The 14483-nt window shown below is 36.0% G+C and carries 11 protein-coding genes; 5 read left to right on the top strand and 6 right to left on the bottom strand.

The window, feature by feature from the left end:
* Nucleotides 1-189: 189 nt before the first annotated feature.
* The 4 genes from R2Q16_RS19970 to R2Q16_RS19955 all read left to right on the top strand — a co-directional run bounded on the left by R2Q16_RS19970 (nucleotide 190) and on the right by R2Q16_RS19955 (nucleotide 5067).
* Nucleotides 190-846, top strand: coding sequence for a GDSL-type esterase/lipase family protein (locus R2Q16_RS19970; RefSeq protein WP_316739788.1), 657 nt, complete (start codon nucleotides 190-192; stop codon nucleotides 844-846).
* A 93-nt stretch (nucleotides 847-939) separates the two neighbouring features.
* Nucleotides 940-3267, top strand: coding sequence for a TonB-dependent receptor (locus R2Q16_RS19965; protein ID WP_316739786.1), 2328 nt, complete (start codon nucleotides 940-942; stop codon nucleotides 3265-3267).
* Between the two features lie 4 nt (nucleotides 3268-3271).
* The gene (locus tag R2Q16_RS19960; RefSeq protein WP_316739785.1) at nucleotides 3272-4063 is read left to right on the top strand and encodes a DUF4249 domain-containing protein; all 792 of its coding nucleotides are present in this window, start codon (nucleotides 3272-3274) and stop codon (nucleotides 4061-4063) included.
* A 44-nt stretch (nucleotides 4064-4107) separates the two neighbouring features.
* Nucleotides 4108-5067: a D-glycerate dehydrogenase gene (locus R2Q16_RS19955; protein ID WP_316739783.1), complete on the top strand. Its 960-nt coding sequence runs from the start codon at nucleotides 4108-4110 to the stop codon at nucleotides 5065-5067.
* Between the two features lie 452 nt (nucleotides 5068-5519).
* Here the strand turns inward: R2Q16_RS19955 and R2Q16_RS19950 are convergent, their stop codons facing one another.
* From R2Q16_RS19950 to mutL, 6 genes are all read right to left on the bottom strand, one after another.
* Nucleotides 5520-8249, bottom strand: a complete 2730-nt coding sequence (locus tag R2Q16_RS19950) for a carboxypeptidase regulatory-like domain-containing protein (protein WP_316739782.1) — start codon at nucleotides 8247-8249, stop codon at nucleotides 5520-5522.
* 141 nt (nucleotides 8250-8390) lie between these two features.
* A complete protein-coding gene (locus tag R2Q16_RS19945; RefSeq protein ID WP_316739780.1) occupies nucleotides 8391-9023 on the bottom strand; it encodes a nitroreductase family protein in 633 nt (210 codons plus the stop codon).
* A 121-nt stretch (nucleotides 9024-9144) separates the two neighbouring features.
* Nucleotides 9145-10272 carry an endonuclease/exonuclease/phosphatase family protein gene (locus R2Q16_RS19940; RefSeq protein ID WP_316739778.1) on the bottom strand — a complete coding sequence of 376 codons (1128 nt, stop codon included), beginning with the start codon at nucleotides 10270-10272 and terminating at the stop codon, nucleotides 9145-9147.
* A complete protein-coding gene (locus R2Q16_RS19935; protein WP_316739777.1) occupies nucleotides 10272-11126 on the bottom strand; it encodes a rhomboid family intramembrane serine protease in 855 nt (284 codons plus the stop codon). Before R2Q16_RS19935 ends, R2Q16_RS19940 begins: the two co-directional genes overlap by 1 nt.
* The gene (locus tag R2Q16_RS19930) at nucleotides 11119-11820 is read right to left on the bottom strand and encodes a rhomboid family intramembrane serine protease (protein ID WP_316739776.1); all 702 of its coding nucleotides are present in this window, start codon (nucleotides 11818-11820) and stop codon (nucleotides 11119-11121) included. Before R2Q16_RS19930 ends, R2Q16_RS19935 begins: the two co-directional genes overlap by 8 nt.
* Nucleotides 11821-11889: 69 nt before the next feature.
* Nucleotides 11890-13725 (bottom strand): DNA mismatch repair endonuclease MutL, encoded by a 1836-nt coding sequence (mutL, locus tag R2Q16_RS19925; RefSeq protein WP_316739775.1) that lies wholly within the window; start codon nucleotides 13723-13725, stop codon nucleotides 11890-11892.
* A 184-nt stretch (nucleotides 13726-13909) separates the two neighbouring features.
* On the opposite strand from mutL, the gene R2Q16_RS19920 reads away from it, so the two are divergent.
* Nucleotides 13910-14470: a helix-turn-helix domain-containing protein gene (locus tag R2Q16_RS19920; protein WP_316739774.1), complete on the top strand. Its 561-nt coding sequence runs from the start codon at nucleotides 13910-13912 to the stop codon at nucleotides 14468-14470.
* The last annotated feature ends 13 nt before the right edge of the window (nucleotides 14471-14483 follow it).

The following is a 14483-nucleotide window of genomic DNA, read 5'->3' as shown; positions in this document are numbered from 1 at the left end:
TGCTCGTCATTGCGAGGCACGAAGCAATCTTTTAGTAAATCTTTCCAAATGATTTTGCTTCGTGCTCGCAATGACGGATTAAGCTCTAAATCATAATGAGTGCTTAAGCAACGCTTAAAATTACAACTCAAAACTTGATAAATACAATTGGATTTTCAAACTTGCAAGCTCAAATTAAAATCCATTAATATGAAAAAATACATCATCCTAATATTCTTCGCTCAATTCATTATCCTAAATTCTTTTGCGCAAACTAAACCACCATTCTGGGATGATGTTCAAACCATAAAAAAGTACGACCAAATGTTCAAACCGCCGGTAAATCCTGTCCTGTTTATCGGTAGTTCATCCATCAGAAAGTGGGATGATTTAACACAGGTTTTTGCAAAATACAATGCGCTAAACAGAGGCATTGGCGGTGCAGTGGTAAACGATATTACCCGTTATTTAAACGATATTGTTTTTCCATACAATCCACGTCAAATCATTATTTACGTTGGCGAAAACGATATTGTAAATGATAATGTAACGGCTGATACGGTACTAAACAGGACCATAAATTTATATAAATCCATCAGGGCAAAATTACCAAATGTGCCAATTGCCTATATTTCTATAAAACCGAGTCCGAGTAGAGATAAATTTCGTGATAAAGCCATTGGTGCAAATGCATTAATTAAAAAATTCTTGTCAGGAGAAAAAAACACAGCTTACATTGATATTTTTCCATCAATGCTTAAAGATGGAAAAGGCAGAACCGAACTTTACGTAAGTGATATGCTCCACATGAATGCTGATGGTTACGCCATTTGGCAAAAAGCCGTGAAACCATTTCTGAAAAAGTAAGGTGAGCTTAATTGCTCTGGCCTAATAAAAATCATCACCTAAACATGCTGGTTATTCGTACATTTGGTTTCTTTGTTCAATTGATTATCCTGTATGCGTATAAAATTTTATTTGCTGTTTTTCCTTTTCGTTCTAATTGTTCCGTCCGTATTTGCACAAAGTAAATTTAACCTTAGTGGCACCATCCGCGATGCGGCAAGCGGCGAAACACTCATCGGTGCAACTGTAAAACTTACAGGTAAAACTACCGTTGGCACTTTAACAAACGACTATGGTTATTTTGCATTAACCCAGCCAGAAGGCGAGTACACGGTTGTTATCAGCTACGCTGGGTATCAATCGATTTCAAAAACCATCAACCTAAATAAAGATACCAAGCTTAACCAAGAACTTAAATCGGCAAACGATTTAGCCGAGGTAACTGTGAGCGCAAACAATCGCAAGAATGAAAATGTGAAAAGCGCACAAATGGGGCTGGAAAGGGTGGATATGAAATCCTTAAACTCCATCCCGGTTTTGTTGGGCGAAAAAGATGTTTTAAAAACGATTCAACTTTTGCCAGGTGTAAAATCTGGGGGTGAAGGCAATACTGGTTTTTATGTACGTGGTGGTGCGGCAGACCAAAATCTTATCATTCTTGATGAAGCTGTAGTTTATAATTCTTCGCATTTGCTAGGTTTCTTTTCCACTTTTAATGCTGATGCAATTAAGGATGTGAGCTTATACAAAGGCGGTATGCCGGCGCAATATGGCGGTCGTTTATCATCGGTTTTAGATGTAAAAATGGACGATGGAAATAACAAAGCATTCAAATTTCAGGGCGGTATCGGTTTAATCGCTTCAAGATTAAAAGCCGAAGGACCAATTGTAAAAGATAAAGGTTCATTTATGGTGAGTTTTCGTAGAACGTATATCGATTTGTTTTTAAGGGCTTCGCCTGATTCGGCAATAAATGGTAGTACCTTAAATTTTTACGACATCAACGCAAAAGCCAATTATAAAATAGATGATAAAAATACAATTTACCTATCGGGATATTTTGGAAAGGATAACATTGGCGTTAAGGATTTATTCGAAAATAACTGGGGTAATGTAACCACCACACTTAGGCTAAATCATATTTTTAGCGACAGGCTCTTCTCAAATACATCGTTAATTTACAACAATTACAATTACACGGTTCGTTTATTAAATGATGTTACTAATTTCAAGGCAACTTCCCTAGTTCGAGATTTTAACCTGAAGCAGGATTTCCAATACTTTAGCAATAAGCACACTTTAAGGTTTGGCTTAAACGCAACACACCACCGCATTTCTCCAATTGATATAGAAAGTACCACTACACAATCTCAGGTAAATTCTTTAACTCAAGAAAAACGTTATGGTTTAGAAAGCGCAATTTACTTGTCAGATGAATGGGCCGTTACCGATAAACTCAACTTTCTTTATGGTCTTCGCCTTGCGGCTTTCTCACTTTTAGGTCCGGGTAATTTTGGTAGTTATGATGCAAACGGAAATGTAATTGCTACAGAAAATGTAGCCAAAGGTAAATTTTATAAAAACTATTTAAATCTGGAGCCAAGATTTTCGTTGAGTTATCTTTTTAATGAGGAGAATTCTGTAAAGGCATCGTACAACAGAAATACGCAAAATATTCACATTTTAACCAATGCTACTTCTAGTTCGCCAACAGACCAATATGTTCTGAGTAGCAACAATATCAAGCCAGAAATTGCTGATCAGGTATCGATTGGTTATTTCAAAAATCTTGATGAAAATAACTATGAACTTTCAGGCGAAGTGTATTACAAATGGATGCAAAACCAGATTGATTATAAAAATGCAGCGCAACTTTTAGCCAATTCAAATATAGAATCAGAGCTCTTATACGGTACTGGGCGAGCTTATGGTATGGAGTTGTTTTTCAAAAAGAAGTTTGGCAAATTAAATGGTTGGGTGGGTTATACCTTATCTCGAACAGAACGCAAATTCGCGGAACTCAACAATGGAAATTATTTCCCTGCAAGGCAAGATAGGACCCACGATATTTCTTTAGTTGGTATTTACAACATGAATAATCGATGGACATTCTCCTCAAGTTTTATTTATAGCACAGGTAATGCGGTTACTTTTCCGGCAGGGAAATACCAGCTGAATAACCAAACTGTTTATTATTACACTGAAAGAAATGCAGGCAGAATGCCATATAATATGCGTTTAGATGTGAGTGCCACACTGGAAGGTAAAAACACAGGGCGTTTTCAGTCGAGCTGGAATTTCGGAATTTATAATGTACTTGCACGTAAAAATCCATACTCTATTGAGTTTATTAACGATCCTAATAATCCCGGCAAAACGGTTGCCGAACAAACTTCATTATTCGGTTTAATCCCATCGGTAACCTGGAATTTTAAATTTTAAAAACATGAAAAATATTATACTCTACATTTTTCTTGGTTTGATATTTACCTCATGCAAGAAAATTATTGAAGTCGATACCAATAATGCCGAACCGCAAATCGTGATAGAAGGCAATATTTCTAATCGTTTAGCATCTCAGCAAATTAAGATATCTAAATCTGTTGGTTATGATGGATTAAACAATTTTCCAAAAGTTAGCGGCGCTAAGGTTGTGGTAACGGATAACCGTGGAAATACCTATAACTTTACAGAAAGCCAACCCGGTTTATACGTTTTCGGTATGCGTGGAACTTCTGGCGTAACCTATACCATGCAAGTGGAAGCCGAAGGTAAAACGTATACGGCTGTATCTAAAATGCCAGGTTATGTGCCAATGGATTCTATTGGTGTGGTAAAAAATACCTTCTTCGGCAATGAGAATTTAAATATCGCAGCCTTTGTTAGCGACCCGGTAAACACCGAAAATTTTTATCGCTTTAATCTTTATGTAAATGATAACTTATCGGATAGAATTTATGTAAACAACGATAGATTAACCAATGGCAATAAACTTCGCTTGCAACTATATTATGAGGGCGCAAACGATGAAGATTTAAAAAAGGGAGATAAAGTATCTGTAGAAATGCAGTGCATCGATTCAAATATTTTTGATTATTGGTACGCTTTAAGTCAACAAAGCGGACGGGGCCCCAATCAGGGTACAACGCCTGCTAATCCAACCTCAAATATTTCAAATGGTGCATTGGGTTATTTTAGCGCACACACCTATCAGAGGCTAAACATTACAGTGCCTTAGATAATCAAATAGAAACATTCTTAAATTTTACCTGTTTACAAGAAATGAAAGTTTTTATCAGTGGCAACATTGCACAAAGTGGAATCAAATTACTAAAAGCCGAAGGCATAAGCATAACCAATTGGGAAGAAGACAGGCAAATCACAGCTGATGAATTAATCGCTAAATGTAAAGATGTTGATGCCTTGGTAAGTGTTGGCCCAAACAAAATAAACGAAGAATTTTTAACAGCCTGCAAGCATTTAAAGGTTGTTGCCTTACATTCTGTTGGTTTTGATAATGTTGATGTTGAAGCCGCCAAGAAACTAAACATCCCGATAGGAAATACACCCGGTGTACTAAGTAGCGCAACTGCCGATACCGCTTTCCTTTTAATGCTGATGGTTTCCAGAAAGGCAATATATTTGCATAAAAAAATCACCAATGGCGAATGGAAAAATTACGAGCCAACACCAGAATTAGGTATTGAACTTAATGGTAAAACATTGGGCATTTTCGGAATGGGAAAAATCGGTTTGGAAATGGCAAAAAAGTGCGTTGGCGCTTATGGGATGAGTGTAATATACCACAATAGGAATAGAAGACCCGAGGATGAAGCCGCCGTTGGTGCAGAATATGTTTCTTTTGATGAGCTACTTGAAAGGAGTGATGTAATATCTGTTCACACGGCTTTAACGGATGAAACCAAAGGGAAATTTAACCTGGAGGTTTTTAAGAAAATGAAACCCAATTCCATCTTTATAAATACGGCAAGAGGAGGGATTCATAACGAGCAAGATTTGATTACCGCTTTAAATGAAAAGGTAATTTGGGGAGCTGGTTTGGATGTTACAAACCCCGAACCAATGGTAAAAGATAATCCCTTACTAAATATGGAGAGCGTAGCAGTTTTACCTCACATTGGTTCTGCAACCGAAGAAACCAGAAGCGCTATGGCTAATCTTGTCGCTAAAAATATTATTGCTGGTTTAAAGGGTGAAGCTTTACCTTATCAGGTTAAGTAAAAATAAAAAATTCGTGAACCTTGTCATGTTGAGCTTGTCGAAACATTTTAGATAAGCCTTCACGTCATGCTCAGCTTGACTGGGCATCCTAATGCTTTAGAGGATGTTTGCACCCTGCTAACTTATTAAGATTCCCGTTTTCTCGGGAATGACGGCTTTTAACTTATTACTTAAAAATTAAGCCTTTAGATATCTCAATACAAGAAACTTAAATTTTTTTATTTTTTGGTATCAGCTAAGCCTAAGCAGTAAATCTTCGTTACGCTTAATTCGGCCTAACAAATTTTTCGGGATAGCTTAACTGAGCCTAACTATTTCCTTTCATAGAAAAATTTTAAGCCGACAGTTTTGTTTCTTTTGCTGCCAAAAGAAAAAAGCCCGTCTGGCAAGAACAAAATATTTTTGCCTTTTATACTTTAGCAAAAGGCGATTATTCTTAATATAAAAACTAACTATTTAACCGTATATCTAAAAATAGATCTGCCAACATTTCCATTCTCATCAATACCTTCAACAATCACTTTATATTGTCCTTTTCCATCAGCGTTAAAGAAATCAAATGATGATGTTCCGGTCGCTTTATCAGTTATTACTTTCGGGTTCCAGTAAATGGTTGTGCGTAAATCATTACGGTTTAAATTAGCCGGAACATCATATTTAGGCATATAAAATTGACGTTCCTTATCATATCCTTGCGGAGCAAAGCTTACCTCGTAATTCTTAGGCAACATATCCAACAACTGGCTTTTAGAAATTTTCGTACCCTTTGGTGCTTTTTTCTGATTAATAACCAGCACCCCATTAATGTTGTTGTTCCGATTTACCAAACCAAGTTCATCACGTAAAAATATCTCTATCGACTCAACATTTGCCACTTCAACAGTATTTAGTTGGTTAACATCAACCATCATTCCGTTTATAAAAATACCCATTGGAATTTTCTTACCTTGATTATAATCCCTGGTTACAAAGAATTGATTATCAATAAAAGTAACACCAGTAGCTATCGTTTGTAGGCAGTTTATCAGTAAGGTACAACCTGCTAATCTTTCTCCCGATATTTCATGATCGGCGAGTTGCCCTAAACCTGAAAGTGCAGGGTAATCTCTATGACTAACCTTGGGCACAGCAGTACCTTTAATGGTTACATCTTTAAGAGTATGTAAATACGAATATTGTTTTTTACTGTTATCTAAATAGCTAGTTAATGTACTGTCTATGTTTACAACTTCATCAGGCGCACTAAAATTTCCACTCATTGAAGGTGCTGGTGTACCATTTAATGAAATCGCCATATTCTTGTAATTCACATTATATTTTGCGGTTATGTTTACTTTAGATGAATCATTAAAAACCAGGTTGTTGAATTTGAAATTTCCAACCGGATCGGTAACGCCTTCTAAGTTAAAACGTTTATCAGGAATGGTTAACAGAAGTTGACCTTTTCTTACCGGGATGCCATTACTCATTCTTAAAATCCCCGAAATTTCGATTCCTTGCTCGGGTAAGATGGTGATTTTTGGCAACTTGTTGGCAATGATATCTGTATAAGAATAACTTCTATAACCTTGAGTAAGTAGTAAGGCATCTAAATCTGTTGCTTTCTTAACATCCGTACCATTAAAATAATAATTAGGTTTTTCAATATAACCTTTTAAATCGCTGCTTAATAATAACGTAGTTAAAATTGTAGTCGCACCATCTTCATTTAATGGAACCTTAGTTTCATCAACAACAGAAACTGATAAATTTCCTTCAACTGGTGCACCATCCTTTTTAGTAGTTACGTTTATTTTAACTTTCTTTTTTGGGCCGTATGTTACCGCCGGACTTGTTACCGCTAAAGACAGGGTATTTTTATTTTGAACGAAAATTAATCGCTCACTTAAAGGTTTACCCTGTTCCGTAAAAAGTGTAAACTGTGCAATTCCCATCGGGAATTTACTTTTTGGAATGGTGGTTGTGTATTCTTTATTCGATAATGCCGTTTGCGCTCCGTAGCAAATTACGCCTTTACTCTGTGCAATTACGTAAAATAATTTGCCTTGATTAGCTTCAAAAAATGCATCATTGGAAGCAATTTTGATAGAGATATTATCGGCATCGGCACTACCAGCCTTAATTGTGATACCACTTGCAGAAACAGCTGGTAAATTTACAGTCTGGCTTGTCCCGTCAGCATAAGCTACAGAGGTTTTATAGGTTTTTCCTGTTTCGGGCGTAAAGTTAAAACTGCCCATACCTAAATGTTGAGCCGTAAATGCAGCTACTTGTTTACCTTCGGCATCGCTTACCGTTCCTTTAGCATTTATCCCTAAACCATCGCTTTTAATCGCTTTGAATGCAACTTTATTTTCGATGCCTGCAATTAAATTTCCGCCTGCGGCAAAAAACTGGATGTCTTTATTTACTACAGCATTTTTCAACTGAAAAGTATTTGTAACTAGATCTTTATCCGTGGTATTTAAGGTTGTTATAAGTTCGCCCTTTTGCAATTGATATTCTGCCTTTTGCGCTGCGGTCATGCTGATGGTTAAAAAGCCATTTGCATCTGTAGTACCCCTACCGCGGGCAATAGTGGTGTAGCTGGTAACCACTTGCCAGTTTACATTTTTATTGGCATAAGGTTTATTATTCAAATCTTTGAACTGTACCCTTGCATCAATTTTTTCCTGTTTGTCAGTCGATAAATTTTTATAGGAAATGTGTGTTTTAACTTCCTTATCAATCGCTTCACCCACAAAGAAAGTTTTGTTAAAGTAGGCCGGGTCGGCAGAGTTAAGCATCCATAAAGTATAAGCCCTAACGTGGTAATTGCCTTGTTTGTAATTCTCCATAGATAATGGAAAATTACCAGCCGCCACACCGCCAACTAATGGTAGTTTCACCGTCTGGATTAAAGAATCTTTTTGGTTGATAATATCAACATAAACAATTTTACTTATTCCGGTTAAGAAATTCTGATTTTCCGTTACATAAGCCTTAAACCAAACCGTATCGGCAACAGCGTAATAAGGTTTATCAAAATGTAGGTATACTTTCTCGGTAGGGAAATCATTTAAAACTTTGTTGGTTTTCGATATAATGGTATTTATGCTAACCGTATCGGTTTGTGCAAAAGAAGAAAGGTTAAGCACACTAATAAAGGAAAGCAATAAAACTAGAATTCTAAAAATCTTCATGAACAGGATATATTATACTAAGGATGTAAATATATCCAATTAAAAATAGAGCGCATAACTTGCATTTGCCTTTAACATTTTTTTACAATAAAAAAGCCGGTTTCACTTTCGCAAAACCGGCCCATTTAGTTTTAGTAAGTTTTATTTGTACTCAATTACAAATTCGTTCATTGGTGTACGTACTTTCTTTAAGTTTACTAACCAATCGCCGGCAACATCTCTGTAGCCTAACGGCAATAAAGTTACACTACGCAGGCCTTGTTTATCTAAACCTAAAAGTTCATCCAACGCTGGTCCGTTAAAACCTTCCATTGGTGTAGCATCAACCTTTAATAAAGCCGCTTCAGCAATCGCAATACCAAAACCAATGTAAGCTTGGCGGGCAGCGTGATTAAAGTTTTCTTCTGCAGTTCTATGCAAAATCATGCCCTTTAACTGTGTTTTGTAGGCATCAGTTGCCTCTTCTGGCAATCCACGCTCTGCATTCATGCGTGAAAAAGTTTGGTCAATTCCTTCTTCTGTATAGTTTTCAAATGCAGCGAAGACTAAAAGATGAGAAGAGTCAATTACCTGTGCCTGGTTAAAAGCAATTGGCGCAATTTTCTCTTTTAATTCTTGGTTGGTAACTACAATTACTTTAAATGGTTGCAAGCCTGATGAAGTTGGAGCAAGGTGTGCCGCAGCTACAATTTTATCAACTTTTTCTTGTTCAACTGGCTCACCATTCATTTTTTTAACTGCATAACGCCAGTTTAAAGCTTCTAATAAACTCATATTTTTAATTTTTTTAGATTCTAAATTATGGAAACAAATATCACCAAAGTTTAAGCATAGTTTTGTTGATCTATGGTAATAAACCTTAGTACTAACATAAAGGATAGTGGTTTATAAACGGCTATTTTTTCGTACTATCAGCAGAAAATTTTAAGTCAATCCTAACCGGGAAGTGATCGGATAACTTGGCCTTTTCAATCTTGTAGTTCAGGATATCGAGGTCTTTTGTAGTAGCGATATAATCTATCTGGAAATTCGGAAATTTACCATTGTAGGTTTTTCCAAAGCCCGAACCTTTTTCTTCGAAGGAATTTTTTAAACCATTGGTGATTTTCTTTACTGCGTAAGATGCTGGCGTATCATTAAAATCTCCCGCAATTAAGTAAGGCGTTTCACATTTAGCCATTTCCGCCTTCATGATATCAACCTGCTCACTTCTTTTAATGAAAGCCCGTTTAAGCATTCTTAATATTCGCTTGGAAGCAAAGAGTTTTCCCCTTGTTTTTTTAGTAAGGTCGTCTAAAAATTGATAATCTTGTGGTTGAAAACTTATCGATTGGAAATGAACATTGTAGATTCTTATTGTTCGCCCATTAACATCTAAGTCGGTGTAAATACTCATGTTATCCCCAAAGCCTTGAAACCTTATGCTATCTTTATGCTTAATAGGATATTTTGAAAATATAGCTAACCCAAACGCTTCATAATCATTCTCAGACGCTGGTTGAAAGTAATAATACTTCGTATTAAGCATCTGTTTCAGGCTATCTATCGTATTAAACTTACCCGTCCTTCTGGAGTAAAATTCTTGAAAACAAACTACATCAGGGTTTTGATCTTTTACAACCTGTAACATTTTTTCCTTTGCTGGTATGGTATTGTCCTCACCGTAAAGTTTAAAGCTGTGCACGTTGTAGGTCATTACACGTACTGTTCCGGCTTCTTTTTCTGCATTGCCCTCATCGCCACCAAAGCCAAAAGTAGTATGAAAAGTCTTGTAGCCTAGCGCAATTATAATAATTATTGGAATCGCGAATAATAGCTTCTTTCTGGTTAACCACCAAATTGCAAATAGAATAGAAAGGAAAAGTGAATAAGGGTAAGCAAGTGCAAAATACGCAAACAGGAAATTACTGCGTGGGTCTATGCCGCCAGCAATTGTACCAAATATTAATGCAATAGCAGTAATAATAGATAATGGTAAAAATATCTTATCGAAAAAAGTGTATTTAGATTTTTGTTGTGGCATTAATCTTTACTCGCTTTAAATAATTTTTCTTTCTCAGTTGCTGTTAATTTATCGTAACCTGATTTTGATATCTTATCCAAAATCTCATCTACTTCTTTTTGAGATACGCCTTTAAATTCAGGTTTTTTAATGGGTTGTTCGTTTTTTACAACTTTTAGTTTAGGTTTTTTTTCGAAAACTTTGCTCCAATCATTTCCTCTTTGAAGTGCCTTTATAAAAACGAAACCTAAAATTGCACCACCAATATGCGCAAAACTACCGCCTGCATTGGCCGAGCCTAAGCTCAAAATGTCTAAAATAAAATAGATAATGGCAATGTATTTAATTTTTACCTCGCCTAAAAACATTAAGAAAATTCCGTAATTCGGAACCAAGGTTGCAGTTGCAGCTATGATAGCCATTACCGCAGCGGATGAACCAATAACTGATGCACCAGCTAAATTATCGCTAAAAACAGGAATTAAATTTAAACCGAGCAGGTAAACTAAGGCGCCGGCCAAACCTCCCACCCAAAAGACAAAATGAAACTGTCTTGTTTTTAAGAAATTTAAAAAGATTTGCCCAAACCAAAATAATGCAACCATATTAAATAGGATATGGAAGATATCAGCATGGAAAAACATATAAGTAACAATGGTGTAAAACCTATCGGGAAACCTGGAAAATGCAGCAGGTAAGGCAAGATAGGTTCTTACCATTTCATAAATATTTATTTTGCTTCCACTTAAAAATGAAATTACCGCAATTAATGCAGTTGCAATAAATAGAATAAGGTTAATGCCAATATATAACGAAACCGGATTTCCTGAGCGGAAAACTTTGTTGCTTAAATCTTTAAAGATATTATTATTCATAATAGGTGTAAAAATTTGTGTTTTTGTCTTTCCATATCTTAACCAAAATAAAGCCTATAAGTGCGCCACCCAAATGCGCATAATGTGCAATCGAATCGCCTTGTATTTGTGCAATGCCTAAAGAAAGTTCAATTAAAATATATACCGGGATAATGTATTTTGCCTTTACCGGAACTGGAATGAATAAAATTAAGAGCTCTGCATTTGGGTAAAGCATACCAAAAGCAACTAGCAAGCCAAATATTGCTCCGGATGCACCAACCATCTGACTGCCATATACACCTTGCAAAGTAGCAAAAGCGGCATCGCTGGTTATTTGTTTTTGCCAGCCATCGAATAAAGTTATTTGTCCTAAGACCGAATGTACTTCATAAGCCTGAACCGCCATCTGTAGGGCTAATGCACCTAAACCTGTAATGAAGTAGAACGTTAAAAATTTCTTTGCTCCCCATCTCGATTCTAATAAACTGCCAAAAGAATACAAGGCAAACATATTAAAAAAGATATGTCCAATTCCACCATGCATAAACATATAGGTAATGGGTTGCCAAAACCTAAAATTCGGAGAATCAAAATAATAAACCGCCAGCAAATTACCCAGGTTTAAATTTGGTAATAAGTAGGTGGCAACAAAAAGTAAAATGTTAATTATCAGCAGGTTTTTTACAACCGGGGGTATATATATATTGTTCATTTATTCGTTTTGTTTTGAAGTCTTAGCTATCTGCTTTTATCCCAAATCTTGATACTAAATACTCGCTTTTCATTTCTCAAACTTCTTATCCAACTCGGCCAAAGTAATGGTTTGAATAACAGGTTTTCCGCTCACGCTAAAGTTAGGGGTTTTGCAGGCAAAAAGTTCATCAATAAGTGTATTCATTTCTTCCTGACTTAAAGCCGTACCCGCTTTTATTGCACTGTTTTTCGCTAAACTTCTGGCTAAACTATCACGTTTGTTTAATTTTAAATCTTGTTGCGAATTTTTAAACCCTTCAATCAGCTGTTCAAACAACTGAGTTTCGTTAATGTTTGAGCTTCCTAAATCAACAGGAATGCCCTCAACAACTAAAGTGTTTTTGCCAAATTCACGGACATCAAAACCTAAACTTTTTATATCGTCCAGCAAACTTTTTGCAAGTTCAAAATCGTTTGCATTAAGCGTAATGGTTTGCGGAAATAAGCTTTGTTGCGATGCACCTTTTCTATCATCAAGATGAATTAAAAAGCGCTCGTATAAAATCCGCTCGTGCGCCATTTGTTGGTCTATAACCATCAATCCCGACTTAATTTGAGAAACAATATAACGGTTATGCAATTGCATATATTGTTTTTTCTGTGTTTCTAAAATCGCATCATCTGCGTAAAATGAGGTCTGTTCAACAACAGGTTGTTCGGTAATTTCATAAAGCGAACCCCAGTTTTTTGCACTTGGTTTGGCTTCATAATTTCTTGGTGATGAAGAATAACCCGATGTTGATGAACTATCGCTGGCAAATGGATTAAAATCTGGATTAAAACTAATGCTCGGTGGTACAATATCTTCAACAGCTTTAGGTGAAATCATATTACTAAAACCTGTTTCCTGGTCAAAATCCAAGGTTGGCGAAATGTTATACCTGCCAATTGAACGCTTAACCGCTGATTTTAAAATTGCATAAATAGATTTTTCATCCAGGTACTTAATTTCTGTTTTTGTAGGATGGACGTTTACATCAATCTTCGATGGGTCAATCTCAATAAACAAAACATAAAGCGGGTAACTGTCATCAGGCAGCAAATCTTCAAAAGCCGAACTTACCGCATGATTTAAATACGCATCTTTTATAAAACGATTGTTTACAAAGAAAAACTGCTCACCTCTGGTTTTCTTCGCAAATGCAGGTTTTCCAATAAATCCTTTTAAGTTAATTATAGTGGTATCTTCCTCAACGGGAACCAATCTTTCGTTATAATTATTTCCAAATAAATGGATAATTCGCTGTTTCAAATTGCCCTTAGGTAAATTGAAAATCTCAGTTCCATCATGGTGGAGACTAAAAAATATACCAGGGTGCGCCAATGCCACTCGTTGAAATTCATCAATAATATGGCGCATTTCTACCGGATTGCTTTTTAGGAAATTCCGTCGGGCGGGTGTATTAAAAAATAAGTTTTTTATTGAGATTTGTGTACCTGGTGGTGTCGCTACAGGCTCTTGACTCGTTACTTGTGCACCTTCGATACTGATGCAAGTTCCAATTTCGTCATCATGTCTGCGGGTTTTCATTTCCACTTGCGCAATTGCCGCAATAGAAGCCATGGCCTCGCCGCGAAAGCCCATGGTACGAATGGCAAACAAATCTTCGGCTTTTTTTACTTTAGATGTAGCATGGCGCTCAAAACACATTCTGGCATCCGTAACGCTCATTCCGCAACCATTATCTATAATCTGAATAAGGGCTTTTCCTGCATCTTTTATTACCAGTTGAATTTTATCTGCTCCGGCATCAATAGAATTTTCGAGCAATTCTTTTACTGCTGAAGCAGGTCGTTGTACAACTTCTCCGGCAGCAATTTGATTGGCAACAGCATCTGGTAAGAGGTGAATAATATCAGTCATGTATTAAGGCAATGTGAATCCGCTAAATTATGCAAAATAAGCTTAAGGATTGCGTTTTGTTTAAAACTCAACAGCTAAATGACGGGAATTAAATAATGAAAATTAAGGCTGGCTTAGCAATGTCGTAACCATGACGTAAATAAAATTGAATTATAGAATTACTTTTGTGCAAACGCTTCATGTTATGGAATTATCACAGAAAATTAAAGATTTAAGAAATGCAAATGGTTTTAGTCAACAAGAATTGGCTAACCGAGCTGAACTAAGTTTAAGAACCATTCAGCATGTAGAATCTGGTGAAACTGAACCTCACGGTGATACATTAATTAAGATTTCGAGAGCCTCTGGTTTAAAACCCGAAGATTTGCTTTTGAAACCGTTAAATAAAGACAAATACTTTCTGCCAGTTTTAAATTTATCCGCATTAAGTTTTATTTTTTTTCCGTTTTTAGGTTTTGTAGTGCCATTAATATTGTGGGTTTTGAAAAAAGATAACTCATTTGATGCAGACAGTAAAAAGCTTTTGAATTTTCAAATTACATGGAGTATAATTTTAATTATCATTTATGGTTTGTTGATTTCGCAAAAGATGTTTCGATTTTGGAAATTAGGAGGGCCAGAAAGTATGATGATTACTTTACTTTCAATGTATCTGGTTAATTTTGCATTAATCGTTCTAAATACTTTCCTTTCAGTCTATAACAAAAAACTATTCTATCAGCCAGCAATTCCTTTCCTTAGATAAAATAAATATGGGT

This window comes from Pedobacter aquatilis (assembly GCF_032678425.1).
GTDB classification, from domain to species: domain Bacteria; phylum Bacteroidota; class Bacteroidia; order Sphingobacteriales; family Sphingobacteriaceae; genus Pedobacter; species Pedobacter aquatilis_B.
The sequence above is the reverse complement of the archived record's forward strand: the minus strand, read 5'-3'. Positions and strand labels throughout refer to the sequence as shown.